At 74.3% G+C, this 24,575-nt stretch carries 27 protein-coding genes and 1 riboswitch; of the genes, 11 read left to right on the top strand and 16 right to left on the bottom strand.

Going from position 1 to position 24,575, the window contains the following annotated elements:
* Positions 1-7: 7 nt before the first annotated feature.
* Positions 8-1,150: a cobalt-precorrin-5B (C(1))-methyltransferase gene (locus tag AMK29_RS11460; RefSeq protein ID WP_073812153.1), complete on the bottom strand. Its 1,143-nt coding sequence runs from the start codon at positions 1,148-1,150 to the stop codon at positions 8-10.
* A gap of 12 nt (positions 1,151-1,162) precedes the next feature.
* Between AMK29_RS11460 and AMK29_RS11455 the strand changes: the two genes are divergently transcribed.
* Positions 1,163-1,888, top strand: coding sequence for a cobalt-precorrin-6A reductase (locus AMK29_RS11455; protein ID WP_073811382.1), 726 nt, complete (start codon positions 1,163-1,165; stop codon positions 1,886-1,888).
* Positions 1,889-1,891: 3 nt separating this feature from the next.
* Here AMK29_RS11455 and AMK29_RS11450 read toward each other — a convergent pair whose 3' ends face one another.
* Both AMK29_RS11450 and AMK29_RS36350 read right to left on the bottom strand, forming a co-directional pair.
* Positions 1,892-2,074, bottom strand: a complete 183-nt coding sequence (locus AMK29_RS11450) for a hypothetical protein (RefSeq protein ID WP_073811379.1) — start codon at positions 2,072-2,074, stop codon at positions 1,892-1,894.
* Between the two features lie 19 nt (positions 2,075-2,093).
* On the bottom strand, positions 2,094-2,237 hold the full coding sequence (locus AMK29_RS36350; RefSeq protein ID WP_158071308.1) for a hypothetical protein: 144 nt from the start codon (positions 2,235-2,237) through the stop codon (positions 2,094-2,096).
* A gap of 18 nt (positions 2,238-2,255) precedes the next feature.
* Here AMK29_RS36350 and AMK29_RS11445 point away from each other — a divergent pair, with 18 nt between their 5' ends.
* Entirely contained in the window at positions 2,256-3,806 is a 1,551-nt protein-coding gene (locus AMK29_RS11445) for a serine hydrolase (RefSeq protein WP_073811377.1), read from the top strand.
* A 30-nt stretch (positions 3,807-3,836) separates the two neighbouring features.
* Here the strand turns inward: AMK29_RS11445 and cobJ are convergent, their stop codons facing one another.
* The 3 genes from cobJ to AMK29_RS11430 form a co-directional block, all read right to left on the bottom strand.
* Positions 3,837-5,270, bottom strand: a complete 1,434-nt coding sequence (gene cobJ / locus AMK29_RS11440) for a precorrin-3B C(17)-methyltransferase (protein WP_241845330.1) — start codon at positions 5,268-5,270, stop codon at positions 3,837-3,839.
* 71 nt (positions 5,271-5,341) lie between these two features.
* Entirely contained in the window at positions 5,342-5,995 is a 654-nt protein-coding gene (locus tag AMK29_RS11435) for a precorrin-8X methylmutase (RefSeq protein WP_073811372.1), read from the bottom strand.
* Entirely contained in the window at positions 5,992-7,518 is a 1,527-nt protein-coding gene (locus AMK29_RS11430; protein WP_241845290.1) for a cobalamin biosynthesis protein CobG, read from the bottom strand. Before AMK29_RS11430 ends, AMK29_RS11435 begins: the two co-directional genes overlap by 4 nt.
* An 85-nt stretch (positions 7,519-7,603) precedes the next feature.
* A riboswitch (cobalamin riboswitch) is annotated at positions 7,604-7,746 on the top strand.
* 39 nt (positions 7,747-7,785) lie between these two features.
* On the opposite strand from AMK29_RS11430, the gene cobN reads away from it, so the two are divergent.
* Positions 7,786-11,388, top strand: coding sequence for a cobaltochelatase subunit CobN (gene cobN / locus AMK29_RS11425; protein ID WP_073811370.1), 3,603 nt, complete (start codon positions 7,786-7,788; stop codon positions 11,386-11,388).
* A gap of 10 nt (positions 11,389-11,398) precedes the next feature.
* Here the strand turns inward: cobN and abc-f are convergent, their stop codons facing one another.
* Together abc-f and AMK29_RS11415 are read right to left on the bottom strand one after the other, a co-directional pair.
* Positions 11,399-13,018, bottom strand: a complete 1,620-nt coding sequence (abc-f, locus tag AMK29_RS11420) for a ribosomal protection-like ABC-F family protein (RefSeq protein ID WP_073811367.1) — start codon at positions 13,016-13,018, stop codon at positions 11,399-11,401.
* A gap of 136 nt (positions 13,019-13,154) precedes the next feature.
* Positions 13,155-13,502: a DoxX family protein gene (locus AMK29_RS11415; protein WP_073811364.1), complete on the bottom strand. Its 348-nt coding sequence runs from the start codon at positions 13,500-13,502 to the stop codon at positions 13,155-13,157.
* Positions 13,503-13,594: 92 nt separating this feature from the next.
* Here AMK29_RS11415 and AMK29_RS11410 point away from each other — a divergent pair, with 92 nt between their 5' ends.
* The 4 genes from AMK29_RS11410 to AMK29_RS11395 all read left to right on the top strand — a co-directional run bounded on the left by AMK29_RS11410 (position 13,595) and on the right by AMK29_RS11395 (position 16,481).
* Positions 13,595-14,038 carry a MarR family winged helix-turn-helix transcriptional regulator gene (locus tag AMK29_RS11410; protein WP_073811361.1) on the top strand — a complete coding sequence of 148 codons (444 nt, stop codon included), beginning with the start codon at positions 13,595-13,597 and terminating at the stop codon, positions 14,036-14,038.
* A gap of 91 nt (positions 14,039-14,129) precedes the next feature.
* Complete coding sequence (locus AMK29_RS11405) at positions 14,130-15,005, top strand: alpha/beta fold hydrolase (protein WP_073811358.1); 876 nt, start codon at positions 14,130-14,132, stop codon at positions 15,003-15,005.
* 154 nt (positions 15,006-15,159) lie between these two features.
* Positions 15,160-16,122, top strand: a complete 963-nt coding sequence (locus AMK29_RS11400; RefSeq protein ID WP_073811356.1) for a hypothetical protein — start codon at positions 15,160-15,162, stop codon at positions 16,120-16,122.
* Between the two features lie 2 nt (positions 16,123-16,124).
* Positions 16,125-16,481, top strand: coding sequence for a GntR family transcriptional regulator (locus AMK29_RS11395; RefSeq protein ID WP_073811353.1), 357 nt, complete (start codon positions 16,125-16,127; stop codon positions 16,479-16,481).
* A 189-nt stretch (positions 16,482-16,670) separates the two neighbouring features.
* Here AMK29_RS11395 and AMK29_RS11390 read toward each other — a convergent pair whose 3' ends face one another.
* Positions 16,671-17,630 carry a D-2-hydroxyacid dehydrogenase family protein gene (locus tag AMK29_RS11390; RefSeq protein WP_073811350.1) on the bottom strand — a complete coding sequence of 320 codons (960 nt, stop codon included), beginning with the start codon at positions 17,628-17,630 and terminating at the stop codon, positions 16,671-16,673.
* Between the two features lie 67 nt (positions 17,631-17,697).
* On the bottom strand, positions 17,698-18,663 hold the full coding sequence (locus AMK29_RS11385; protein WP_073811348.1) for a GlxA family transcriptional regulator: 966 nt from the start codon (positions 18,661-18,663) through the stop codon (positions 17,698-17,700).
* Between the two features lie 214 nt (positions 18,664-18,877).
* On the opposite strand from AMK29_RS11385, the gene AMK29_RS11380 reads away from it, so the two are divergent.
* Together AMK29_RS11380 and AMK29_RS11375 are read left to right on the top strand one after the other, a co-directional pair.
* Entirely contained in the window at positions 18,878-19,480 is a 603-nt protein-coding gene (locus AMK29_RS11380; protein ID WP_073811346.1) for an MBL fold metallo-hydrolase, read from the top strand.
* 60 nt (positions 19,481-19,540) lie between these two features.
* Positions 19,541-19,900 (top strand): hypothetical protein, encoded by a 360-nt coding sequence (locus AMK29_RS11375; RefSeq protein ID WP_073811344.1) that lies wholly within the window; start codon positions 19,541-19,543, stop codon positions 19,898-19,900.
* Between the two features lie 95 nt (positions 19,901-19,995).
* On the opposite strand, the gene AMK29_RS11370 is transcribed toward AMK29_RS11375, so the two are convergent.
* On the bottom strand, positions 19,996-20,274 hold the full coding sequence (locus tag AMK29_RS11370) for an SCO5918 family protein (RefSeq protein ID WP_073811342.1): 279 nt from the start codon (positions 20,272-20,274) through the stop codon (positions 19,996-19,998).
* A gap of 153 nt (positions 20,275-20,427) precedes the next feature.
* Positions 20,428-20,631 (bottom strand): cold-shock protein, encoded by a 204-nt coding sequence (locus AMK29_RS11365; protein WP_030210008.1) that lies wholly within the window; start codon positions 20,629-20,631, stop codon positions 20,428-20,430.
* Positions 20,632-21,090: 459 nt separating this feature from the next.
* Here AMK29_RS11365 and AMK29_RS11360 point away from each other — a divergent pair, with 459 nt between their 5' ends.
* Positions 21,091-21,843 (top strand): DUF998 domain-containing protein, encoded by a 753-nt coding sequence (locus tag AMK29_RS11360; protein ID WP_241845288.1) that lies wholly within the window; start codon positions 21,091-21,093, stop codon positions 21,841-21,843.
* A 33-nt stretch (positions 21,844-21,876) separates the two neighbouring features.
* Here AMK29_RS11360 and AMK29_RS11355 read toward each other — a convergent pair whose 3' ends face one another.
* The 4 genes from AMK29_RS11355 to AMK29_RS11340 form a co-directional block, all read right to left on the bottom strand.
* On the bottom strand, positions 21,877-22,380 hold the full coding sequence (locus tag AMK29_RS11355) for an iron chaperone (RefSeq protein WP_073811340.1): 504 nt from the start codon (positions 22,378-22,380) through the stop codon (positions 21,877-21,879).
* A gap of 201 nt (positions 22,381-22,581) precedes the next feature.
* Complete coding sequence (locus AMK29_RS11350; RefSeq protein ID WP_073812149.1) at positions 22,582-23,211, bottom strand: glyoxalase; 630 nt, start codon at positions 23,209-23,211, stop codon at positions 22,582-22,584.
* A gap of 5 nt (positions 23,212-23,216) precedes the next feature.
* The gene (locus AMK29_RS11345) at positions 23,217-23,663 is read right to left on the bottom strand and encodes a helix-turn-helix transcriptional regulator (RefSeq protein WP_073811338.1); all 447 of its coding nucleotides are present in this window, start codon (positions 23,661-23,663) and stop codon (positions 23,217-23,219) included.
* Positions 23,664-23,694: 31 nt separating this feature from the next.
* The gene (locus AMK29_RS11340; RefSeq protein WP_073812147.1) at positions 23,695-24,105 is read right to left on the bottom strand and encodes a VOC family protein; all 411 of its coding nucleotides are present in this window, start codon (positions 24,103-24,105) and stop codon (positions 23,695-23,697) included.
* A gap of 149 nt (positions 24,106-24,254) precedes the next feature.
* On the opposite strand from AMK29_RS11340, the gene AMK29_RS11335 reads away from it, so the two are divergent.
* Positions 24,255-24,557, top strand: coding sequence for a DUF6213 family protein (locus AMK29_RS11335; protein ID WP_073811336.1), 303 nt, complete (start codon positions 24,255-24,257; stop codon positions 24,555-24,557).
* Positions 24,558-24,575 lie beyond the last annotated feature (18 nt).

Raw genomic sequence — 24,575 nt, 5'->3', positions numbered from 1 at the left:
CGACAGCCTAGGGTCGCCCGCCACGGGACGCATCCGGGCCCGCCACCGACGACCGGCCCACCACCGTCCCCGCCCGGTCGATGCAGACGACGTCGACCGCGACCGGGGCGCCGCGCAGGACCGCCAGGGACTCGTCGCGGGCGCGGGCGGCGACCAGGTCGCCGAGGGGGACGCCGGCGGCCTCGCAGAGACGCAGGGCGGCCAGGCCCGTGTTCGCCTCGGTGATCTCCGCCGCCAGCGCCTCCGAGGCGCCCCCCGTGCGGGCCAGGTCCGCGAGGAAGGCCCGGTCGACCTGGGAGCGGGCCGAGTGGAGGTCGAGATGGCCGGCCGCCAGCTTGGACAGCTTCGCGAAGCCGCCGCAGATCGTGAGGCGGTCGACCGGATGGCGGCGGATGTACTTGAGGACCGCGCCCGCGAAGTCGCCCATGTCGAGGAGGGCGATCTCCGGCAGCTCGTAGAGCCCGGCGACCGTGCGCTCGGAGGTGGAGCCCGTACAGCCCGCCACGTGGGTGAGCCCGCCCGCGCGGGCCACGTCCACGCCCCGGCGGATGGAGTCGATCCACGCCGAGCACGAGTACGGGACCACGACGCCCGTCGTGCCGAGGATCGACAGGCCGCCGAGGATGCCGATGCGGGGGTTCCAGGTGGAGCGGGCGATCTCGGCGCCGTTGTCGACGGACACGGTGATCTCGACGTCCCCGCCGCCGCCGTGCCGGGCCGCGACCTCCGCGACGTGCTCCCGCATCAGCTGCCGGGGCACCGGGTTGATCGCCGGCTCGCCCACCTCCAGCGGCAGGCCGGGCAGGGTGACCGTACCGACGCCCTCGCCCGCCCGGAACACGACGCCCGAGCCCGGCGGAAGCAGCCGTACCGTCGCCCGGATCACCGCGCCGTGCGTGACGTCCGGGTCGTCGCCCGCGTCCTTGACCACGGCCGCCATGGCCGAGCCCGGCCGGAGGGACTCCGCCGTCAGCGCGAACGACGGCGTCTGGCCCTTGGGCAGCGTGATCGTCACCGGGTCCGGGAAGTCGCCGGTCAGGAGCGCCGTGTACGCGGCCGTCGTCGCCGCCGTCGCGCAGGCGCCCGTCGTCCAGCCCGGTCGGAGGCCGGTGTGCTTGAGTTGGGCCTCACGCCCGCCGCCTGAAGTCACGAAGAGGCTCCTGTGCACATACTCATTCTCGGGGGGACCGCCGAGGCCCGCGCCCTCGCGGACCTGCTGCACACCGACGTGAGGGTGACCAGCTCGCTCGCCGGGCGGGTGGCCGCGCCCCGGCTGCCGGCCGGCGAGGTGCGGATCGGGGGGTTCGGCGGGGTCGACGGGCTCGTGGAGTGGATCGGCGGGCACGCGGTGGACGCGGTCATCGACGCCACGCATCCCTTCGCCGAGCGGATCAGCTTCAACGCGGCCCGGGCGGCCGCCACCGCCCATGTTCCCCTGCTCGCGCTGCGCCGCCCCGGCTGGGTCCCGGTGGAGGGCGACGACTGGCGCGAGGTGCCCTCCCTGGAGGAAGCGGCCCGCGCCCTGACCGGTCTCGGCGACCGGGTGTTCCTGACGACCGGCCGCATGGGCCTTGCGGCCTTCGCGGACCGCCCCGAATGGTTCCTGGTCCGCTCGGTCGACGCCCCGGAGGCCCCGATGCCGGCCCGCGTCGAGATCCTGCTCGACCGGGGGCCGTTCGCCCTCGACGGGGAGCGGGAGCTGCTGCGCCGCCACCGGATCGACGTCCTGGTGACGAAGGACAGCGGCGGCGCGGCGACCGCCCCCAAACTCCGCGCGGCCCGCGAGGCCGGCCTCCCGGTCGTCGTGGTCCGCCGCCCCCCGGTCCCGGAGGGCGTACCGGTGGCGACGGGACCGGAGGAGGCGGCGGCGTGGGTGCGGGAGCGGTGAGGGTCAGCCGGCGGGGAGTTCCTCGACCTCGACCCAGGACACGTCGTTGATGTCCCTGGCGAGCGTGTTGCCCCACTTGTCGACGGCGGCGACGGCGAAGCGGTACCGGTCGCCGTCCTGCGGGGACGCGAGGAGGTGCGAGGTGGCCGCCGCCGGGATGTAGTCGACGTGGCGGAAGACCCACACGCCGCCGCCCGGCTCCTCCTCATCCGCCCGGAAACTCGCCCTTGTACAGGTCGTACCGTTCGAGGTCGGGCTCCGTGCTGGCGTCCCACTCCAGGAGCACACCGTCCGTGCCGGCGGTGCGTACGTACCGGGGTCCCGCTCCCGGCGCGACAGCCGATTCCACCCGGCGTTCAATGGAGTGATGGGAACCGTCCGGTGGCTTGCCACGGCGGGGCTGGTGGCGCTCATCGGTGCCGCTCCGAGCCCCTCCCCCTCCCCGACGCCCGAACCGCCCCCGGCGCAGCCGCCGCCCGTGCTCGACCGGGCGGACGTGGACCGGGCCGTCGGCCGGATCGACGCCGATGTCGCGGCGATGATGAAACGCACCGGGCTCCCCGGGGTGTCCGTCGCCGTCGTGTACCAGGACAAGGTCGTCCACCTCAAGGGGTACGGGGTCCGTGAGGTCGGCAAGGACGCCCGTGTCGACGCCGACACCGTCTTCCAGCTGGCGTCCGTGTCGAAGCCGATCGCCTCCACCGTCGTCGCGGGGGCCGTCGGCGTCGAGGGCTGGCAGCGGCCGGTCGCCCCCGAGCTGCCCGGGTTCCGCCTGAAGGACCCGTGGGTGACCTCCCATGTGACGGTCGCCGACCTGTTCTCGCACCGCAGCGGCCTGCCCGACCACGCGGGCGACCTCCTGGAGGACATCGGCTACGACCAGGAGTACATCCTGTCCCACCTGCGGTACGAGCCCCTGGCACCGTTCCGCGCGAGCTACGCGTACACCAACTTCGGTCTGACGGCGGCGGCCGAGGCCGTCGCGGCGGAGAAGGGCGTGCCGTGGACGAAGCTCTCCGAGGACGTCCTCTACAAGCCCGCCGGCATGAACGACACCAGTTCCCGCTTCCAGGACTTCGCCTCGAACGCCGACCGGGCCGTCGGCCACGTGAAGGAGGCCGACGGGACCTGGAAGGCGTCCGTACGCGACCCGGACGCCCAGGCTCCGGCGGGCGGCGTCAGCTCCTCGGCCCGTGACATGGCGACCTGGCTGCGGCTCCAGCTCGGGAACGGCACGCTGGACGGGAAGAAGATCGTCGACGCCGAGGCGCTGGACCTCACCCACCACCCCGAGAGCGTCGCCTCGCCCCCGCACGCGCCGGCGGGCCGGACCGGCTTCTACGGCCTCGGCTGGAACGTGTCGTACGACGACGAGGGCCGGCTGCGGCTCTCGCACACCGGGGCGTTCGCGCTCGGCGCGCACACCAACGTCACGATGCTGCCGGGCGAACAGCTCGGGATCGTCGTCCTCACCAACGGCGCGCCCGTCGGCGTCGCGGACGCCGTCGCCCTCGACTTCTTCGACACCGCGCAGGACGGCAGGCCGAGCCGCGACTGGGTGCCGCTCGTCGACGGCATCTACCAGCAGCAGGAGGACGCCGCCCGATCCGAGACCGACTACGCGAAGCCGCCCGCCGACGCCACCCCCGCCAAGGCCGCCGACGCCTACACCGGCACGTACACCAACGACTACTTCGGCAGGCTGACGGTGGCCGAGGAGGGCGGCGGTCTGGTCCTCCGTCTGGGGCCGGAGCCCCAGACGTACCGGCTCACCCACTACGACGGCGACACGTTCAGCTTCCCGACCCGCGGCGAGAACGCCGTCGGCCTCACCGGCGTCACGTTCTCCCCGGACGGGAAGACCGTCCGCGTCGAGTACCTGGACCAGGAGGGTCTGGGCACCTTCACCCGGAGCTGACCGCGGGCCGTGAGCCGGGGACGGCCACGGTCACCCGTACCGGCGCGGTGTCCAGGTGATCGTCCGGCCGTCGGGGCGTTCCACCGCACGGGTCTGCGAGGAGCCGATGAGGAGGAGGGTCCGCATGTCGACCTCGGACGGCTCCAGGGTCTTCAGGGTGACCACCCGGACCGACTGCTCGGGGCCGCCGACGTCGCGGGCGACGACCACCGGGGTCTCGGGGGAGCGGAGTTCGAGCAGGAGGTCGCGGGCGGCGGCCACCTGGTGGGTGCGGGACTTCGACCCCGGGTTGTAGAGGGCGAGGACCAGGTCGGCCGAGGCGGCGGCGCGCAGCCGGGTCTCGATGACGTCCCAGGGCTTGAGCCGGTCGGACAGCGAGATCGTCGCGTAGTCGTGGCCGAGCGGGGCGCCCGCGGCGGCGGCGGCCGCGTTGGCGGCGGTCACCCCGGGGAGGACCCGTACGGGCACGTCGGCGTACGCCGGTTCGGCGGCCACTTCGAGGACCGCCGTCGCCATCGCGAAGACGCCCGGGTCGCCGCCGGAGACGACCGCGACCCGGTGGCCGCGCCGGGCCAGGTCGAGGGCGAACTCGGCCCGCTCGGACTCCACCTTGTTGTCGGAGCCGTGCCGGATCTGCCCGGGGCGCAGCACCGGCACCCGGTCCAGGTAGGTGGTGTAGCCGACGAGGACGTCGGCGTTCACGAGCGCGCCGCGCGACTCGGGGGTGAGCCAGGGCGCTCCGGCCGGTCCGGTGCCGACGACGACGACCTCGCCCCGCTCCCGTACGGGGGGCTCCTGGTCGATACGGGAGGGCAGGACGGCGACGGAGAAGTAGGGGACGGAGTCCGGGTCGACGCCGGCGAGGTCGCCGGTCCGCTCGCCCGCCATGAACGCCCGCTCCACGTACCGGGCGTCGTCGAGCCGGCCGGCCCGCTCCAGGGCCCGCCGCACGGTGGGGAAGGTGCGGCCGAGCTTCATCACGACCGCCGAGTCGGTGCCCGCGAGCCGGGCCGTCAGCTCGTCCTCCGGCAGGGTGCCGGGGATGATCGTGAGGACTTCCTCGGCCTCGCACAGCGGCTCGCCGAGCCGGGCGGCGGCGGCGCTGACGGAGGTGACGCCGGGGATGACGGTCGTGTCGTAGCGGTCCGCGAGCCGCTTGTGCATGTGCTGGTACGAGCCGTAGAACAGCGGGTCGCCCTCGGCGAGGACGGCGACCGTGCGCCCCGCGTCGAGGTGGGCGGCGAGGCGGGCCGAGGCCTCCTCGTAGAAGTCGTTCAGGGCGCCCCGGTAGCCGCCGGGGTGGTCCGTGGTCTCCACCGTGAGCGGGTACATCAGCCGCTCCTCGATGTGGTCCTCGCGCAGGTGCTCCGCGGCGATCGAGCGGGCGATGGAGCGGCCGTGGCGGGCCGAGTGGTAGGCGATCACGTCCGCGGCGGCGATGGCCTTCACGGCCGCCACCGTCATCAGGTCCGGGTCGCCGGGGCCGAGGCCGACGCCGTACAGCTTTCCGGGCACGGTCGCTTCTCCGGTCGCGCTCACTGCTGGATCTCCGCTTCGTGGGCGATCGCGTTGATCGCGGCGGCCGTCATCGCGCTGCCGCCGCGGCGGCCCCGGACGACGAGGTGTTCGAGGCCGAGGTCCTGGGCGGCGAGGGCGTCCTTGGACTCGGCGGCGCCGATGAAGCCGACCGGTATGCCGAGGACGGCCGCGGGCCTCCCCGCGCCCTTGCCGATCATCTCCAGGAGGTGGAAGAGGGCGGTGGGTGCGTTGCCGATGGCGACGACGGAGCCTTCGAGGCGGTCCCGCCACAGTTCGAGGGCGGCGGCGGAGCGGGTGGTGCCGAGTTCGGCGGCGAGGTCCGGCACGGACGGGTCGGAGAGCGTGCAGATCACCTCGTTGTCGGCGGGCAGCCGCTTGCGGGTGACGCCGCTGGCGACCATCTGCGCGTCGCAGAGGATGGGCGCGCCGGCCCGGAGGGCGGCGCGGGCGCTCGCGACCACGCCGGGGGAGTACGCGATGTCCCGCACGAGGTCGGTCATGCCGCAGGCGTGGATCATCCGGACCGCCACCTGGGCGACGTCGGCGGGCAGGCCCGCGAGATCCGCCTCGGCGCGGATCGTGGCAAAGGACCGGCGGTAGATCTCCGCCCCGTCCTTCTCGTAGTCGAACATGGTGTCGCTCTCGCTCATCTCGTGTGGGGCGGGTGGGTCGACGCGGTGCGAGCCGCCGCGACCGCTGCGGACAGGGAGGCGCGGGGGGTGGGGACGCCGTCCACCCGGTAGGTGTCGTCGCCGGTGGCGAGGACCTCGATCCAGTCGCCGTACGGGTGCCCGCAGCCGCGCGCGCATCCGGAGAAGTGCACGGGCAGCGGCCCCGCGGGCGCGGCGAGGGCGTCCGCCCGCACGTCGGCGAGGGACTTGGCGCACCCGTGCCGCCCGGTGCAGACGGTGACCCCGGCGAGGGCCGCGTCGGCCCGCGTGACGAGCCCGGCCGCCTCCAGGAGGGCGAGCCGGTCGGCGGGGGTGGGGGCCTGGGCCGGGGGTCGCTCGGCGGGGGTCTCGCCCTGGGCCGCGAGGGGGCCGGCGGAGGTGGCGTCCTGGGCCGGGAGCGGGTCGGCGGGGGTCTCGCTCCGGGCCGCGAGCCGGTCGGTGGGGGTCTCGCCCTGGGCCGGGAGCCGGTTGGCGGGGGTGGCGTCCTGGGCCGGGAGCCGGTCGGCTCGGGCGGGGCCGTGGGCCTGCGGACCGGTGGCTGTCAGGCCGGGGGCCTGCGGGCCGGTCGGCCGCACGTCCGGGGCGGGGCCCTGGGGCGTCCGTGGGCCGACGACCACCGCGCCGCGCCACGGCGTGAGCCGGACCTCGTCGGCCGGCAGCAGGGCCCGGAGTTGGGCGGCGGTCAGCCGGCCGAGCGGGGCGAGGACGTACAGGGCGCCGTCCCGGAGGACGCCGGGCGCCGGCGGGCGGGACGTCGGCGGCGGCGGTACGGGGACGGGCTCGGCGGCGATCCCCGCCGCCGCCAGGGCGCCCGCCCAGTCCGGCTCGTGGCCGGCGGGCAGTTCCTGGGGCCGCCAGGCCCCGTTCCCGGCCGCGTCGGCGGCGTCGAGGAACGCGAGGGCGGCGGCGAGGGCGGCCCGGACGGCGTCGGCGGCGGCGAGCCGGAAGGCCCGGGGGCCGAGCCGCAGCAGGACGGACCCGTCGCCCCCTGCGACCAAGCTCACATCCCCGCCGAGCGCCGCCACGTCCCCGCGCCCGTCGTCCAGGACGAACAGGAACCGTCCCGAGAGGGCCGCGGCCCGGGGAGCGGCGCACAGCGCGGCGTCCAGCTCGCGCGCCCACAACTGCACGTCCGCGGAGCCGAGTCCGTCGAGTCCCGCGGTGGGCGAGGCGACGATGTTGCGGACGCGCTCGTGGGTGGGGGAGGGCAGCAGGCCCGCGTCCGTGAGGAGCGCCGCGAGCCGCGCCCCGCAGTCGTCCGCGAGGCCTCGCAGCTCCGCGTTGCCGCGGGAGGTGATGCTGATCCGCCCGTCGCCCAGGGTCTCCGCCGCGTGCGCGAGCACCTCGACCTGATGGGCCGTCAATCGACCTGCGGGCAGGCGCAGTCGGGCCAGGCGGCCGTCCTCGGCGGGGTGCAGGCGCAGCGCCCCGGGGCAGGCGTCGCCACGGTCCCGTATGCGAGCTTCGCCCGGTTCGGGCGTCGTGGGTCGGGTGGGCGGCATGGCGGCGAGCATACCCACGGGGAACCGGGCGCCCACCGGGTGTGATCAGGCCGACTCGGCGGCCCGCCCCGGCCCGTGGGCGGCACGATCTAGGATGCAGATCGGCATGGGGTCCCAGGACCCCGGGGAGGAAGCCCGGTGAGAATCCGGCGCGGTCCCGCCACTGTGAGCCCGCTCCGCGCACGACGGAGCGGGTGAGTCAGGAACTCCCGCCATCCATACGACCACCCGGGGCGCGGACAACCCCGAGGAAGGCCTGCGCTCGCCATGCTTCTGCTGCTGTCGCACTCCGACACCGACCTGCTCAGCGCCCGCGCGGCCGGCGGCCCGGTGGAGTACCGCTTCGCCAACCCCGCCCGTCTCCCCCTCGCCGACCTGCCCGGCCTCCTGGACGGCGCCGACCTCGTCGTCGTCCGGCTCCTCGGCGGCCTGCGCTCCTGGGACGAGGGCCTGGACGCGGTCCGCGCCGCCGGGAAGCCGGTGGTCGTCCTCAGCGGCGAACAGGCCCCCGACGCGCAGCTGATGGAGGCGTCCACCGTCCCCGTCGGCGTCGCCACCGAGGCCCACGCCTACCTCGCGCACGGCGGCCCCGGGAACCTGGAGCAGCTGGCCCGCTTCCTCTCGGACACGGTCCTGCTCACCGGCCACGGCTTCGACGCCCCGGCCGCCGCCCCCACCTGGGGCCCCCTGGAGCGCACCCCGAGGAGCACCGAGGGCCCCACGGTCGCCGTGCTCTACTACCGCGCCCACCACATGAGCGGGAACACCGGCTTCGTCGGCACCCTCTGCGACGCGATCGAGGACGCCGGCGCCCGGGCCCTCCCGCTGTACGTGGCGTCCCTGCGCGCCCCCGAGCCGGAGCTGCTCGACCGCCTCCGTACCGCCGACGCCATCGTCACCACCGTCCTCGCGGCGGGCGGCACCAAGCCCGCCGAGGCGCAGGCCGGCGGTGACGAGGAGGCCTGGGACGCGGGCGCGCTGGCCGCGCTCGACGTGCCGATCCTCCAGGCGCTGTGCCTGACCGGTTCGCGGGCCGCGTGGGAGGAGAACGACGAGGGCCTCTCGCCGCTGGACGCGGCCAGCCAGGTCGCCGTGCCCGAGTTCGACGGACGCCTGATCACGGTCCCGTTCTCGTTCAAGGAGATCGACGAGGACGGTCTGCCCGCGTACGTCGCGGACACCGAGCGGGCCGCCCGCGTCGCCGGGATCGCCGTCCGGCACGCCCGGCTCCGGCACATCCCGAACGCCGAGAAGAAGCTGGCGCTCGTCCTCTCCGCGTACCCGACGAAGCACTCCCGCATCGGCAACGCCGTCGGCCTGGACACCCCCGCCTCCGCCGTCTCGCTCCTGCGCCGTCTGATCGCGGAGGGGTACGACTTCGGGCCCGCCGAGGAGCTTCCCGGCCTGGTCTCCGGTGACGGCGACGAGCTGATCTACGCGCTCATCGAGGCAGGCGGCCACGACCAGGACTGGCTGACGGAGGAGCAGCTCGCCCGCAACCCGGTCCGCATCCCGGCCGCCGACTACAAGCGCTGGTACGCGACCCTGCCCGAGGAGCTGCGGACCCACGTCGAGGAGCACTGGGGCCCGGCGCCCGGCGAGATGTTCCTCGACCGGTCCCGCAACCCGGAGGGCGACATCGTCCTGGCCGCCCTGCGGCGCGGGAACCTGCTGATCCTCATCCAGCCGCCGCGCGGCTTCGGCGAGAACCCGATCGCGATCTACCACGACCCCGATCTCCCGCCGTCCCACCACTACCTGGCCGCCTACCGCTGGATCGCCGCCCGCGCCGAGGACGGCGGCTTCGGCGCCGACGCCATGGTCCACCTGGGCAAGCACGGCAACCTGGAGTGGCTGCCCGGCAAGAACGCCGGCCTGTCCGCCGCCTGCGGCCCCGACGCGGCCCTCGGCGACATCCCGCTGATCTACCCGTTCCTCGTCAACGACCCGGGCGAGGGCACCCAGGCCAAGCGGCGCGTCCACGCGACCCTCGTCGACCACCTGGTGCCGCCGATGGCCCGCGCCGACTCGTACGGCGACATCGCGCGCCTGGAGCAGCTGCTCGACGAGTACGCGCAGATCTCCTCCATGGACCCGGCGAAGCTGCCCGCGATCCGCGCCCAGATCTGGACGCTGATCCAGGCCGCGAAGCTCGACCACGACCTCGGTCTCCAGGAGCGCCCGGAGGACGACGGCTTCGACGACTTCCTGCTGCACGTCGACGGCTGGCTGTGCGAGGTCAAGGACGCCCAGATCCGCGACGGTCTGCACGTCCTCGGCGGCGCCCCGGAGGGCGAGGCCCGCGTCAACCTGGTCCTCTCCATCCTGCGCGCCCGCCAGATCTGGGGCGGTACGCAGGCGCTGCCGGGCCTGCGCGAGGCCCTGGGTCTCGACGAGTCGGCCGCGACCCGCACCACCGCCGACGAGGCGGAGGCCAAGGCCCGTGAGCTGGTCGAGGCGATGGAGGCGGCGGACTGGGACGTCGACGCGGTCCCGGCGGTCGCCGCCGCGTACGGCTCCGAGGTGCACGCCGTGCTCCGCTTCGCCTGCGAGCAGGTCGTGCCGCGCCTGGCCGCCACCACCGACGAACTCGGCCACGCCGTGCACGCCCTCAACGGCGGCTTCGTCCCGGCGGGCCCGTCCGGTTCGCCGCTGCGGGGCCTGGTCAACGTCCTGCCGACGGGCCGGAACTTCTACTCGGTCGACCCGAAGGCCGTGCCGTCGCGGCTGGCCTGGGAGACCGGGCAGGCGCTCGCGGACTCCCTCCTGGAGCGCTACCGCACCGACAACGGCGACTGGCCGACGTCCGTGGGCCTCTCCCTGTGGGGGACGAGCGCGATGCGCACGGCGGGCGACGACGTGGCCGAGGCGCTGGCGCTGCTCGGCGTCCGCCCGCTGTGGGACGAGGCCTCGCGCCGGGTGAACGGCCTGGAGCCGATCCCGCTCGCGGAGCTCGGCCGTCCGCGCGTCGATGTCACGCTGCGCATCTCGGGCTTCTTCCGGGACGCGTTCCCGCACGTCATCGGGCTCCTCGACGACGCCGTCCGCCTGGTGGCCGGCCTGGACGAGCCCGCGTCGGAGAACTACGTACGGGCGCACGCGCAGGCCGATCTCGCCGAGCACGGCGACGAGCGGCGCGCGACCACCCGCATCTTCGGCTCCCGGCCCGGCACGTACGGCGCGGGCATCCTGCAGCTGATCGACTCGCGCGACTGGCGCACGGACGCGGACCTCGCCGAGGTGTACACGGTGTGGGGCGGGTACGCGTACGGGCGCGGGCTCGAAGGGCGGCCGGCGCGGGCCGAGATGGAGACGGCGTACAAGCGGATCGCGGTCGCCGCGAAGAACACGGACACCCGTGAGCACGACATCGCGGACTCGGACGACTACTTCCAGTACCACGGCGGCATGGTGGCGACCGTCCGCGCGCTGAAGGGCACGGCGCCCGAGGCGTACATCGGTGACTCGACGCGGCCGGAGACCGTCCGCACCCGGACGCTCGTCGAGGAGACCTCCCGGGTCTTCCGCGCGCGCGTGGTCAACCCGCGCTGGATCGAGGCGATGCGCCGCCACGGCTACAAGGGCGCGTTCGAGCTGGCGGCGACGGTCGACTACCTCTTCGGGTACGACGCGACGACGGGTGTGGTCGCCGACTGGATGTACGACAAGCTGACGCAGGAGTACGTCCTCGACCCGGAGAACCAGGCCTTCCTGAAGGAGGCCAACCCGTGGGCGCTGCACGGCATCGCGGAGCGGCTCCTTGAGGCCGAGTCGCGCGGCATGTGGGAGAAGCCGGACCCGGAGACGCTGGCCGCGCTGCGCCAGGTGTTCCTGGAGACCGAGGGCGACCTCGAAGGCGACGACGAGTAGGTCGTGCGTCTCAGCTCATGACCAGGGACTCCGGGGCCAGTTCGAGACGGCGGCCCCGGAATCCCCGCCTGAGCCGCCGGTCGTGGCTGACCACGACCAGCGTGCCCCGGTACAGCGCGAGCGCGGCCTCGATCTCCTCCACGAGCGCCGGGGCCAGATGGTTGGTCGGCTCGTCGAGAAGGAGCAGATCGGCGGGTTCGGTGACGAGCCGTGCCAGTTCCAGTTTCCGGCGCTGTCCTGTCGACAGGTACCGGACCGGGGTGGTCAGGTCCCCGGCGGAGAAGAGACCGAGGGCGAGCAGTTCGTCCGCGCGGTCCGCTCCGAAGGCCTCGCCCACCGGACGGGGGTCGGTGGGCGGGGCCGTCTCCTGACGCAGCAGTCCGACCCGGCCCGGGACGCTCACCGTGCCGGCGTCCGGCGCGAGTTCACCCGCGAGGACCTTCAGGAGCGTGGTCTTCCCGGCGCCGTTCGGCCCGGTGACCAGGAGCCGTTCGCCCGCGTCGAGGTGGAGGGCGTCGAGCCGGAGCCGGCCGTCGACCCGGAGGCCGGCGACGTCGACGGGCACGCCCTCGCCCGTGAGGTCCGCCCGGAAGCGGAGGGGCTTCGGGGGCGCGGGCACGGGGTCGGCGGTGAGCCGGGCGTGCTTCTCGCGGGCGGCCCGGATGCGGCTCATGGCGCCGTGCGCCCGTGACCGGGCCCGGAAGGCGCCGGCCCCGCTGAACGCCGCCGGGGCCTTGCGGGGGATGGCGGAGAAGCGGTCGATGTTCGTGTCCGCGAGGGTCCGGTAGCGGGCGAGTTCCTCCTTCCACTCCTCGTACTCCCGCTGCCTGCGGGCCCGTTCGGCGGCGCGGCCGGCGAGGTACCCGGTGTAGCCGTTGCCGTAGCGGCGCAGGGTGTGGCGGTCATCGTCGACCTCCAGGACGGCGGTGGTGACCCGGTCGAGGAAGGCCCGGTCGTGGGAGACGGCGACGACCGTGCCCCGGTGGGCGAGGAGCCGCTCCTCCAGCCAGGTCACGGCCTCGTCGTCGAGGTCGTTGGTCGGCTCGTCGAGCAGCAGCAGTTCGGGTTCGGCGGCGAGCACGGCGGCCAGGGCGAGCCGGGAGCGCTGCCCGCCGGAGAGGCTGCCGAGGGTACGGGCGCGGTCGAGCGGTCCGGGTTCCCCGAGCCGCCGGAGGGTGGTCTCGACCCGCCGGTCGGCGCCGTCGCCGCCCCGGGCCTCGTGGGCGGCGAGCAGTTCCGCGTATCCGGTGAGGTCGCCGGTCACGGCGAGGGCGTCCTCGGCGGCGCGGATCGCCCGCTCCCGTTCCCGTACGTCCGCGAGGGCGTGGTCGACGGCGTCCCCGACGGTGGCGGTCGGGGGGAGGTCCAGTGTCTGGGCGAGGTGGCCGAGGCCGCCGGGGGCTTCGACGGTCACGGTGCCGTTGTCGGGGGTCTCCAGGCCGGCGAGGAGCCGGAGGAGGGTGGACTTCCCGGAGCCGTTGTCGCCGACGACGCCGAGGCGTTCGCCGGGGCGGACGGTGAGGGAGGCCCGGTCGAGGACGGTGCGGTGGTGGACGCCGTGGCGGCCGGGAAGGGCGGGGGCGTCGTAGCGCTTGCCGACGTCGGCGAGTTGGACACGGAACACGGGCAGGCCTCCTCTGGCGTCACAAACGAGACGCTCCGTCTCGTTGCGACGACAGTACGGGATGATGTGGCGCCTGGCAAGACGCTCCGTCTCGTTTGGTGTCCGGCCGGCGTCGGGGCCCTCGGAGGTGGGGCCTTCCTGCTCACGCGGAGGCTATGCGCAGCGCCAGGGCGGCCACCGCGAGCAGGGTCAGGATCACGACCGGCGCCAGCTCGTAGTCCTTCGCCCGCAGGTGCGTGACCAGGGCCCCGACGAAGTAGAGGGCCACGCCGATCGCCGCCGCTCCGCCCAGCGGGGGTACGGCGAGTCCCGCGAGCAGGCCGATCGCGCCCGCCGCCTTCAGGGTCGCCAGTCGTGGCAGCCAGGAGTCCGGTACGTCCAGCTTGGTCATGCTGCCGACGATCTGCGGATTGCGGGTGAAGGTCAGGAAGGCGGAGGCGGAGAGCGCGAAGGCGAGAAGCGCGGCGACGACGGCGTAGCCGATGAACATGGGTGTGCTCCAATGATTCAGTCCCAATAATCGTTGAACTGTATCAACGATTGGCCTGGCTCCACAATAGGGCCGCTGTTACGGTGGGTGCCATGGCAGCTCTCCCGACCGACCGCCTCGGCTTCCTCCTCTCCTTCCGGGGGGAGCTCACCGGCGCGCGCATCCGCGCCGCCCTGGGCGTCGAGGGGCTCCACCCGAGGAACGCGATGACGCTGATGCAGCTCGCGCCCGGTGCCATGGGGCAGCGGGACCTGGCCGCCGCGATGGAGGTCGACCCCAGTCAACTGGTTTCGATCCTGAACGAGTTGGAGACGGCGGGACTCGCCGAGCGGCGCCGCGACCCGGCCGACCGGCGCCGCCACATCGTGGAGATCACGGAGGCCGGCACGGCGGCCCTCGAACGGATCGACGCGGCGGTGAGCGCGGCCGAGCGCGAGCTCTTCGGCGACCTGACGGCGGCGGAGCAGACGGTGCTGCGCGGCCTGCTCGACCGGGTCGTGGTGGACGCCGGCGAGCACGACTGCGGCGCCGAGTAGAAGGCGGTTCCCCTCGTCGGCCGCGCGACCGATGAGTTCCGGTGAGGGTGGCGGTCTACCTCATGACCGTCCCACCACCGAGGAGAGAGCCATGGCCGAGACCGACACCCGGACCCTGGACGCCGCCGGAGCGACCCTGCGCTACGACGTGCGCCCCGGCACCGGCACCGACGACCGTCCCCTGCTGCTCATCGGCTCCCCCATGGACGCGACCGGCTTCACCACGCTCGCCTCCCACTTCGCCGACCGGACCGTCGTCACGTACGACCCGCGCGGGGTGGGCCGCAGCGAGCGCACCGACGGCGCGGCGGAGACCCTCCCCGACGAGCACGCCGACGACCTGGCCCTGCTGATCGAGGCGCTCGGCTCCGGCCCCGTGGACGTCTTCGCGAGCAGCGGCGGCGCCGTCAACGCCCTCGCCCTGGTCGCCCGGCGCGGGGAACTCGTCCACACCCTCGTCGCGCACGAGCCGCCGACCGCGCAGCTCGTCCCGGACCGGGAGGCGGTGCTCGGGGCCTGCGCGGACGTCCACGCGACCTATCTGCGGGAGGGCTGGGGGCCCGCGATGGCCAAGTTCCTCGCCCTGACGGGCCGGAAGGGGCCGTTCCCGGCGAACTGGGCCGAGGAGCCCGCCCCCTCCCCGGCCGCGTTCGGCCTGCCGACCGAGGACGACGGCTCCCGTGACGACCCGCTGCTCGGGCAGAACATCCGCGGCTGCACCTCGTACCGCCCCGACCTCGCCGCCCTGCGCGCCGCTCCGACGCGGATCGTCGTCGCGGCGGGCAAGGAGTCCGAGGGGGAGCTCGCCGCCCGCGCGGCGGCCGCCGTCGCCGAGGGGCTCGGCACCCCGCTCGCCGTCTTCCCGAGCCACCACGGCGGCTTCCTGGGTGGCGAGTTCGGCCAGCAGGGTGCCCCCACGGAGTTCGCGGAGGCACTGCGCGCGGTCCTGGACGAAGGCCGCGGCTGACGGCGGCGGCGCGCGATCGGCATGCGGTCGGCGCGCGGTCGGCGTGCGATCCGCGCCCAGGCGCCTCCGGGTTCGCATCAGGGTATAAAGCCGAGTTGTTCTAGCGAAGTACGAACAACTTGTTCTATCCTGGTGCGAACAACGGGAGGTTTCCATGCACCGTGCCACGCCTCGGCTGCGCGCACTCGCCGCACTGCCCTTCGCCCTCACCCTCGCCGCCTGCCTGCTGCTCCTCGCCCTCTGGCACGACCGGCTCCCCGACACCCTCGCCACCCACTTCACCGCCGAGGACGGCGGCCGCGCCGACGGCTTCACCGGCCGCACCGCCTTCGCCGTCATCGGCCTCGGCCTGCTCCTCGGCCTCGGCACCGGCTGGACGGTCCTCGTCCGCCGGACCGTCCTCTGGGGCGCGTGGGCGACGGCCGGGCTCACCGGAGCCATGCTCGTCGTCGTCGTACGGAACAACCTCGACGTCACCGACCCCGCCCAGGCCGTCTCCCCCCTCACCGACTTCCTGCCGGGCGCGGCCGCCGCCGCGGTGTGCGCCCTCGCCGGTTGGGCGCTGACCTCGCTCGTCCCCGCCGACGAGCCCGCCGAGGGCCCCGGCACGGCCGACGGCCCCCGGCTCGCCCTCGGCGCGAGCGAGGTGGCGGGATGGTCCCGCGCCACCGGCTCGACGCCGCTGACCGTTCTCGCGGTGCTCGCCCTCGCCGCCGTCCCGGCCGGCCTGCTCCTCGCCCCCTGGCCCGCCGCCCTGCTCGCGCTCCTCGGCCTGCTCGTCGGCGTGCCGGGCCTCACCCTCGCCCGGGTCCGCGTCACCGTCGACCGGCGCGGCGTCACCGTCCGGCCCTCGCTCGTCCCCCGGCCCCGGGTCAGGGTCCCGCTCGACGACGTCGTGGGCGCGAGCGTCAGGAAGCTGGACACCGCCGCCGTGCTCGGCGACTTCGGCGGCTGGGGCTACCGGGTCAGGTCCCACCGGACCGGCGTGGTGCTCCACACCGGCGAGGCCCTCGTCGTACGGCGGGCCGGCGGGCGCGAGTTCGCGGTCACCGTGCCCGACGCGGGCACCGCCGCCGCCCTCCTCAACACGCTCACCGACCGGCGTGGGAGGGTCTGACCGTGCTCTTCCGTGTCGACCCGGCCTCCGCCGCGCCCCTAGGCGACCAGATCGCCGCCTGTGTCCGGGGCGCCCTCGCCGACGGCTCCGCCGCGCCCGGCGAGCGCCTCCCGGCCGCCAGGGAACTCGCCGACTCCCTCGGCGTCAACGTCCACACCGTCCTCCGCGGCTACCAGCGGCTCCGCGAGGAGGGCCTGATCGAACTCCGCCGGGGCCGGGGAGCCGTCATCGTCCCCGGCGCCACCGCCCCGGACCGCGCCCGCCTGGTCTCCCGGCTGCGCGAGGCGGCGGAGGAGGCACGCGGACTGGGCCTCACGGACGAGGAGTTCGTGGAGCTGGCCCGTACGAGCCTGGGGTAGCGGGCGCGGGGGCACGGACGGGCCGGGTCGGCTCCCGTACGGGGGTGCTGTCGAGCCGGACGGGTCGGGGCGGGTCCCGCACGGGGGTGCCGTCGAGCCGGACGGGGCGGGGCGGCTCCCGTACGAGGTGCGTCGAGGCGGACGGGCCGGGGCCGGCGCCCGTACGGGCGTGCCGTCGAGGCGGACCGGTCAGGTCAGCTCCCGTACGGGCGTGCCCTTCAGGAAGGCCTCGATGTCCTCGACGGCCTGCCCGAAGTAGCGCCCGTAGTTCCCCTCCGTCACATAGCCGAGGTGTGGCAGCGCGAGCACGTTGGGCAGCGACCGCAGGGGGTCGTCCAGGGGCAGCGGCTCGGTCTCGAAGACGTCGAGGCCCGCCCCCGCGATCCACCCCTCGCGCAGCGCCCGCAGCAGCGCGCCGCCGTCGACGAGGCCCGCCCGTGAGGTGTTGACGAGGTACGCGTGCGGGCGCATCGCCCGTAGCTCGGGCTCCCCGATCAGGCCACGGGTACGGTCGGAGAGCACCATGTGCAGCGACACGAAGTCGCTGTCCGCGAGCAGTTCCCGCTTGTCCTTCGCGAGCCGCGCGCCGTGCTCGGCCGCCCGCTCCTCCGTCAGGTTCGGGCTCCACGCGCGCACGTCCATGCCGAAGGCGCGGCCGATCGCCGCCACCCGGCCGCCGATCTTGCCGAGGCCGACGAGCCCGAGGGTCCGGCCTGCCAGGTCGGCGCCGACGGTGGACTGCCAGGGGCCGCCCTCCCGCAGCGCCCGCGCCTCGGCCGGGACGTGCCGGGCGAGGCCGAGGAGGAGCGCCCAGGTGAGTTCGGTGGGCGGCTCGGAGCTGCTGGCCGTGCCGCAGACGGTGATCCCGCGCGCGCGTGCGGCGGCGACGTCGACGGAGGCGTTGCGCATGCCGGAGGTGATCAGGAGCCGGAGCCGTGGGAGCCGGGCCAGGAGCGGGGCGTCGACGGGGGTCCGTTCCCGCATCACGACGAGGATCTCGCAGTCCTCGACGGCGGCGACGAGCGCGTCCCTGTCGGTGAGGTGCTCCCGCAGGACGCGCACGTCGACGCGGTCGGCGAGCGGACTCCAGTCGGCGGAGGCCAGGGCGACGCCCTGGTAGTCGTCGAGTACGGCGCAGCGCAGCTTCATGACGGCATGATCGCGCAGACCCCGGCGCCCGGCACGGGCCGGGGGAGCCCCCCGGGGGCGCCCCGGGTCAGGCAGGGGGCGTGCGGGTGAAGGAACGCCGGTAGGAGCGGGGCGGGACCCCCCGGCGGCGTACGAACTGCGCGCGCAGCACCGCCGCGCTGCCGAAGCCGACCGCGCGGGCGACCTCCTCGACGGGGAGGTCCGTGGTCTCCAGGAGTTCCTCGGCGCGGCCGAGGCGCAGCGAGAGCAGCCACGCGTGCGGGGTGGTGCCGGTCGAGGCGGCGAACCTTCGGGCGAAGGAGCGCCGGCTCATCAGGGCCCGGCGGGCCAACTCGGCGACGGGCAGCGGTTCGTGGAGGTTCTCCCGGGCCCAGGCGAGGACGTCGGTGAGCCGCTCGTCCCGGCTGTCCTCGGGGACGGGCGTGACCAGGTACTGGGCCTGGCCGCCGTCCCGGTGGGAGGGGAGCACCAGGTCCCGGGCGATGGCGTTGGCGGTGGTGGCCCCGTACTCCCGGCGCAGCAGGTGCAGGCACAGGTCGAAGCCGGCGGCGGCGCCCGCGCCCGTGACGATCGGACCCTGGTCGACGTAGAGCGCGTCGGGTTCGACGGTGACGTCCGGGTGGCGCGCGGCGAGGAGCCCGGCGAACCGCCAGTGCGTGGTGGCCCGCCGCCCGTCGAGCAGCCCGGCCGAGGCGAGCGCGAAGGCGCCGACGCAGTGGGCGGCGACGAGGGCCCCGCGCGCGTGCGCGGCGTTCAGCGCGTCGAGCACGGCGGGGGCCGGGGGCGTGCGGAACTCCGCCCAGGGCAGGGCGATCACCAGGTCGGCCGTCGTCAGGCGGTCCAGGCCGTGCTCGACGACCAGCGGCAGCCCCACGTCGGTGCGGACGGTCCCCGGCCGGTCGGTGCAGAGCGCGAAGTCGAAGCGGGGCAGGTCACCGCCGCGCGCGTCGAACACCTCGGAGACGATGCCGGCACCGAGCATGCCGACACCGTGCGGGGCGTAGGCGGCGACGGTCACGAAGGGCGGCGGCATGGGGGCGAGTCTGGCACGCACGTACGGGCCGTACGCGCACGCGTACGGCGCTGGAGGGGGCTACCCGGCAGGACGGCGTGTACGGGGCCGCGTACGGCGCTGGAGGGCCCCCGCGAGGACGCACGGGCCGGCCTCGCGGCGGTGGCACGATTCCCGCGATCGATGGCAGTGCGGCCACTCGTGAAGGGGCGCGCGCCGCAGAAGACTTGGGGGCATGACACACCACGACGACGCGCCGCACGGCCGCACCGCCACGTACACGGTCCTGACCACCGGCTACACGCTCTCCACCGGCCCCGGGGTCGCGGCCACCGTCTCCTACGTACGGGACGGCGACCGGCACGTGATCGTCGATCCCGGCATGGTGGCGAGCCGCGACCGGATCCTCGGCCCGCTCGCCGCGCTCGGCCTCGGCCCCGACGACATCACCGACGTGGTGCTCAGCCACCACCACCCCGACAACACCATGAACGTCGGCCTCTTCGGCCGGGCCCGGGTCCACGACCACAAGGCGATCTACGAGAACGACCGGTGGACCGACCGCGACGCCGAGGGCCACGAGCTCGCCCCGTCGCTGCGGCTGATCCGTACGCCCGGCCACAGCCCCGAGGACATCACCCTCCTCGCGGGCACCGACGCCGGCGTCGTCGCGTTCGTGGGCGACCTCTGGTGGCGGCCCGACGGCCCGGTGGAGGACCCGGTGGCCCCGGACCACACCGTCCTGAAGGACTCGCGCCTCCGCGTCCTCGCCACGGCCGACGTGATCGTCCCGGGCCATGGCCCGGCGTTCCCGGCGGACGGCACGGCACCCCGCTAGCGGGGTCGGGTGGCACGGGCGTTCCCCCGAGGCCGGGGCTGGCGCCTAGAATCGGCTTTCATGTCGAAGCCTGACGAGCTGCTCGTTGACATTGCCGCCACGGTGGAGTCCGGGCAGAGCAATCAGATGTCCCTGACGGTGGTCGTGGGGGGTGTGGTCCTCACCGGTCGGCTGGCCCCCGAAGCGCTCTGGAGACAGCGCGTGTCGGAGGTCCTGACGGACTCGGCCCGACTGGGCGAGTTCTCCGGCGTCTTCAGCCCCTCCCCACGCGAGGACGGCCCACCCACCCACCTGCACTTCCACCTCGCCCGCATCCTCCAGGGAACGGTGGGCATCCCGGAGACCGGCGGGATGTACCGGGTCGCCCTCTCGGACGTCAGCGCCTGGACGGTGGGCGACTTCCGCTACTCCGACCACTGATCCCCCGTACGCGCGCGACCGCGGGCGGCGGCCGAGGAGCCGTCCTCACGCGGTCGGCGCGCCCGCTCCGGCCCCGGCGGACGTCAGAAGGCGTCTCAGAAGGCGTCCGAGGTGTCCGACGGCGCGGCGGGCTGCTCGGCGGGGACGGTGAGGCAGGTGAAGCCGAGCTTGGTCATCGCGCGTACGACCTCGCCGGCGCTGAAATCGCGGCGGTCCTGGCGGGTCACTACCTCGCCGACCTGCTTCACGGGGAACTGACGGCGTCCGATGACGACGACGTCACCGACGGCGGGCTCGGGCTTGACGCCCTTCATCGATTCGAGCACGCCGGCTTTGGTCAGCTCGAAGGGGAAGCGTGCGATGACACAGCGCATGGTGACTCCTGCGGAGAAGTGGTCCAGAAAGAGTACTGAAGGTGCCGGGCAGGAAATTCCCGCAGCCCGGCGAGAGGTGCAAAGAGCTGAGGCCCGCACCCCAGAGGTGCGGGCCTCAGCTCGTCAGCTCGTGCTACGCGTCAGCGCCTGGCGTCAGGCGGGGACGATGTTCTCGGCGGTCGGGCCCTTCTGGCCCTGCGCGATGTCGAAGCTCACCTTCTGGCCTTCCTGCAGCTCACGGAAGCCCTGGGCGGCGATGTTCGAGTAGTGGGCGAAGACGTCGGGGCCGCCACCGTCCTGCTCGATGAAGCCGAAGCCCTTTTCCGAGTTGAACCACTTCACGGTGCCAGTAGCCATGTCAATTTCTCCTTCGGGGCAGTGCTCGGAGCCCACACCTTGTGTGCTCCGTGTCGCCGCGATGATCGCCCCGCCCGGAAAAAGCCCGGAAATGAAAAAGGGTGCCCAGCGCCGGTAGAACCGGAAGGGGCACTCGTACGTTCGGGACCCACAACTGCAACTGATATCGACAGTAGCACGGTGGCGCGGGGTGTGCCGGGTGAAGAATTGCGACCGTCCTCATCCCGTGTGTTTACATGACAAATTTCCACCCCCGCGTCGCCGCGAATTCATACGGGGCGAACTCAGATATTTACCTGTGCGGAGCGAAGGATCGGGGCCCGCGGCAGGGGTGACGCAGGTCACGTCGGGCGGTCGATGAACGGCTCCCTCGGGACCGGTCATCAGGACGAGAACGCAGGCGGCTGCTCCCCCCTCCCGCCGCGCGCCCGCCCCGACGAGGAAGGCCCGAGCTCCGCCATGACCACGACACCCGCCTCCGCCATGACCACGACGCCTGTCACCGCCGCGACCGCGACGCCCGTCACCGCCGCGACCAGGACGCCCGTCGCCGCCGCCGGGCCCGTGGCCTCGCTCTCGCCCCTCGGTGTCCGGCCGCCGGATCGCGCGGCGCGGCGCCTGCTGCTCGGCGGGGTCGTCGGAGGGCCGCTGTTCCTGGTCGTGGGACTCGTCCAGGGGCTCACGCGCGACGGCTTCTCCTTCACCCGCAACGCGATCAGCCAGCTCGCCCTGGGCGACGCGGGATGGATCCAGACGGTGAACTTCCTGCTCGCCGCCGTCCTGCTGGGCGCCGGAGCGCTCGGTCTGCGCCGGGCGCTGTACGGAGCGCCCGGCGGCACCTGGGTCCCGGTGTCGGCCGGGGTGTTCGGCGCCTCCTTCGCGGCCGCCGCCGTGTTCCCGGCCGACGCGGGGGCCGGGTTCCCCGCCGGCGCGCCCGAGACGCCCGCGCTCAGCACGTCCGGCGCCGTCCACATGCTCGGCGGCATGATCGGCTACCTCGCCCTGTGCGCGGTGTTCCTGCTCCTGGCCCGCGTCTTCACCGCGCGCGGCGACCGCGCCTGGGCCCTCGGCTCCCGCCTCGCCCCGGTCGCGGTCCTCGCCGGCTTCGCCGCCTCCGCGGCCACGGTCACGGCCTTCACGGCCGGCGCGGCCGTGGGCCTGTGCTGGCTGTCGGCCGCCACGGCCCGCCTGCGCCCCACCGGCCTCGGCTGACGGCGCCGCGGGCCCGTCCGCCCCTGGGAGGCGTCAGCTCACTGCCTTCTCGACGAGCGCGGCGATCCGGGCCTCGGCGGCGGCGTCGAGTTCGGTCAGGGCGAAGCTGGTCGCCCACAGGGAGCCCTCGTCGAGCCGCGCCAGGTCGCTGAAGCCGAGCGTGGCGTACCGCGTCTTGAACTTCTCCGCGCTCTGGAAGAAGCAGACGACCTTGCCGTCCCTGGCGTAGGAGGGCATCCCGTACCAGAGCTTCGGCGCCAGGTCCGGCGCGCTCGCGGCGACGATCTCGTGGATCCGTTCGGCGAGGACGCGGTCGGCGTCGGGCATCTCGGCGATCTTCGCGCGCACCTCGGCGTCCCCCTCGGCCCTGGCCTTGGCCGAACGCGCGTCGCGACGGGCGGACGCCTTGAGCTCCTTGGCGCGCTCCTTCATCGCCTCGCGCTCGTCCTCGGTGAAACCGTCGTACTTCTCGCCGCTCTTGCCGGCGGTGCTGCTCTTCGTGGACGACGCGCTGGACGACTGGCTGGTGTTCGGCATGACGGGTTCCTCTCGGAAGGCCGGCCGGGTGGTCAGCCGGGATGGCCTGCTGGGCGGGCCGCTGGGCGGTCAGCGGGGTGGACGGTGGGGCTCGGTCGTTCACGTGGCTCGGTGGCTCGGTGGCTTCGGTCGCTCCGACGGCTCCGACGGCGCCGACGGCGCCGACGGCTCCGGTCGCTTCGGTGGCTTCGGTCGCTCCGGTCAGGACGCGGCGCTCACGGCGGCGGCCTCCCACGCGAACCCGTCCGGGTCGGTGAAGGAGCCGGTGCCGTCGCCGCCGAGGACGATCCGGTGCGATCCCTCGCCGTCGACCGGGACACCGGCGTCCTTGGCGAGGGCGCGGCGCCCGTACAGGGCGAGCTTCACGGGACTGCCGTCCGCGGCGGCGAACTCGACGTACTTCTTGCCGAAGCTCTTCGCGACGGTGAGGCCGTGGGCGACGTAGAACTTCTTGCTCTCGGCCACGTCCGCCGCCCCGAGGAGCAGGACGAACTGGTCGACGCGGCCGGTGGCCGGGGCGGTGTCCTTCTTCGCCGAGGTGGCGATCTTCCAGATGGTCCCGTCCGGGGCCTGGAAGACGCCGCCGAAGCCCCAGAAGGACTTCGAGACGGGCTTGAGGGCGGTGGCCCCGGCGTCGAGGGCGGCGTCGAAGAGGAGCCGGACGTCGCCCGGCTGGGACACCGTGAGCGAGAGCGTGAAGCCACGGAAGCCGGTGGTCGGCGTGTCCGAGGCCCGCAGGCGCACGTGGGTGCCCAGACCGGAGGTGGTGTAGAAGCGGTCGGCGGCCTGGAGGTCGGCCACCTCGAGGGTGACGGATGCGATGGCGTTCATGGGATTCACGCTAGGCGGGGGGTGCCCGCCGGTGCTTCTCGATTCCTGACGGGTCGCGTGACCTGCTTCGCGACGCACGACGGCAGCCCGGCTTCGGCGTCCGCGACCTGGCGCCGGTAGACGCTGGGCGGCACGCCGACGAGCTCGGTGAACCGGGTGCTGAACGTGCCGAGGGAGGAGCAGCCGACCGCGAAGCAGACGTCGGTGACGCTGAGGTCGTCACGGTGCAGTAGGGCCATGGCGCGCTCGATGCGTCGCGTCATGAGGTAGGAGTACGGCGACTCGCCGTAGGCCTGCCGGAACTGCCGGCTGAGGTGCCCCGCCGACATGTTCACGCCGCGCGCGAGCGCCTCGACGTCCAGCGGCTGCGCGTACTCCCGGTCCATCCGGTCGCGGACGCGGCGTAACCGCGCGAGATCACTCAGGCGGTGCGCCTCGTTCAGTGCGCTCATCCACGCAGGATGACACATGGGGAGAATCCTTTCAGCGGAGCTCCTGGACGCGGACGAGGTTGCCCGCGGGGTCGCGGAAGGCGCAGTCGCGGACGCCGTACGGCTGCTCGGTCGGCTCCTGGACGACCTCGGCGTCCGTCGCCTGGATCTTCTCGAAGGTGCCGTCGAGGTCGTGGGTGGCGAGCAGGATCCAGCCGTACGTGCCCTTGGCCATCATCTCGGCGATGGTGCGCCGCTCGGCCTCGGTGATCCCCGGGTCGGCACCGGGCGGCGCGAGCAGGATCGACGTACCGGGCTGGCCGACGGGTCCGACGGTGATCCAGCGGGTCCTGCCCTGGCCGACGTCGCTGCGCACCTCGAAGCCGAGGGCGTCGCGGTAGAAGGCGACGGAGGCGTCCGGGTCGTCGTGCGGCAGGACGGTGGTGTGAATGGTGAGGTCCATGGCCACAAGCTAACGGCGCTCGTCCCCGTGCGCTTCTCGATTCCTGACGGACGCGCAGGTCCGTGTGTAGCGCCGCCGGAGCCGGGCAGCCGCCCCCCGAGGGCCGGACCACGGCACCCATGTCCTTTCCGCGGCGGAGGTCGGACACCATGAACGCGTCGAACCCGTCGAACGCGTCGATTCCCCTGGTCTACGCCTCGCGCGGCGAGCTGCTGATCCCCGCCATGAAGGTGACCGGCCTCCTGCGGCGGGTCGCCGCCGGCTGGCTGAGGTCGACCCAGGCGGGCGGCACGGACCTCGATCCCACGACCGCGCTGACCCTTGCGCGGCAGCTGAGCGACCTGGCCGACCAGATCGACGTCGAGTGCATCGCGGTCAGACGCCCGGTGGAGGAGCCCCCCGCGTACGGCGGCGGCCACCGGGGCGAGGGGGACGTGCCGCCCGCGCCCTGAGGTCGGCGGCGGGTCAGC

This window comes from Streptomyces sp. CB02261, assembly GCF_001905665.1.
Classification (GTDB): domain Bacteria; phylum Actinomycetota; class Actinomycetes; order Streptomycetales; family Streptomycetaceae; genus Streptomyces.
Note: the sequence above shows the minus strand (reverse complement) of the source record. Positions and strands in the feature narration are given on the sequence as shown.

Bases quoted from the DNA above. Each gene is read 5' to 3' on its own strand.
- AMK29_RS11445 (WP_073811377.1), top strand. From the start codon at position 2,256: ATGGGAACCGTCCGGTGGCTTGCCACGGCGGGGCTGGTGGCGCTCATC.
- cobJ (WP_241845330.1), bottom strand. From the start codon at position 5,270: ATGACGGTGGCGGCCGTGAAGGCCATCGCCGCCGCGGACGTGATCGCC.
- AMK29_RS11435 (WP_073811372.1), bottom strand. From the start codon at position 5,995: ATGAGCGAGAGCGACACCATGTTCGACTACGAGAAGGACGGGGCGGAG.
- AMK29_RS11430 (WP_241845290.1), bottom strand. From the start codon at position 7,518: ATGCCGCCCACCCGACCCACGACGCCCGAACCGGGCGAAGCTCGCATA.
- cobN (WP_073811370.1), top strand. From the start codon at position 7,786: ATGCTTCTGCTGCTGTCGCACTCCGACACCGACCTGCTCAGCGCCCGC.
- AMK29_RS11415 (WP_073811364.1), bottom strand. From the start codon at position 13,502: ATGTTCATCGGCTACGCCGTCGTCGCCGCGCTTCTCGCCTTCGCGCTC.
- AMK29_RS11410 (WP_073811361.1), top strand. From the start codon at position 13,595: ATGGCAGCTCTCCCGACCGACCGCCTCGGCTTCCTCCTCTCCTTCCGG.
- AMK29_RS11405 (WP_073811358.1), top strand. From the start codon at position 14,130: ATGGCCGAGACCGACACCCGGACCCTGGACGCCGCCGGAGCGACCCTG.
- AMK29_RS11400 (WP_073811356.1), top strand. From the start codon at position 15,160: ATGCACCGTGCCACGCCTCGGCTGCGCGCACTCGCCGCACTGCCCTTC.
- AMK29_RS11390 (WP_073811350.1), bottom strand. From the start codon at position 17,630: ATGAAGCTGCGCTGCGCCGTACTCGACGACTACCAGGGCGTCGCCCTG.
- AMK29_RS11385 (WP_073811348.1), bottom strand. From the start codon at position 18,663: ATGCCGCCGCCCTTCGTGACCGTCGCCGCCTACGCCCCGCACGGTGTC.
- AMK29_RS11380 (WP_073811346.1), top strand. From the start codon at position 18,878: ATGACACACCACGACGACGCGCCGCACGGCCGCACCGCCACGTACACG.
- AMK29_RS11375 (WP_073811344.1), top strand. From the start codon at position 19,541: ATGTCGAAGCCTGACGAGCTGCTCGTTGACATTGCCGCCACGGTGGAG.
- AMK29_RS11370 (WP_073811342.1), bottom strand. From the start codon at position 20,274: ATGCGCTGTGTCATCGCACGCTTCCCCTTCGAGCTGACCAAAGCCGGC.
- AMK29_RS11365 (WP_030210008.1), bottom strand. From the start codon at position 20,631: ATGGCTACTGGCACCGTGAAGTGGTTCAACTCGGAAAAGGGCTTCGGC.
- AMK29_RS11360 (WP_241845288.1), top strand. From the start codon at position 21,091: ATGACCACGACACCCGCCTCCGCCATGACCACGACGCCTGTCACCGCC.
- AMK29_RS11355 (WP_073811340.1), bottom strand. From the start codon at position 22,380: ATGCCGAACACCAGCCAGTCGTCCAGCGCGTCGTCCACGAAGAGCAGC.
- AMK29_RS11350 (WP_073812149.1), bottom strand. From the start codon at position 23,211: ATGAACGCCATCGCATCCGTCACCCTCGAGGTGGCCGACCTCCAGGCC.
- AMK29_RS11345 (WP_073811338.1), bottom strand. From the start codon at position 23,663: ATGAGCGCACTGAACGAGGCGCACCGCCTGAGTGATCTCGCGCGGTTA.
- AMK29_RS11340 (WP_073812147.1), bottom strand. From the start codon at position 24,105: ATGGACCTCACCATTCACACCACCGTCCTGCCGCACGACGACCCGGAC.
- AMK29_RS11335 (WP_073811336.1), top strand. From the start codon at position 24,255: ATGAACGCGTCGAACCCGTCGAACGCGTCGATTCCCCTGGTCTACGCC.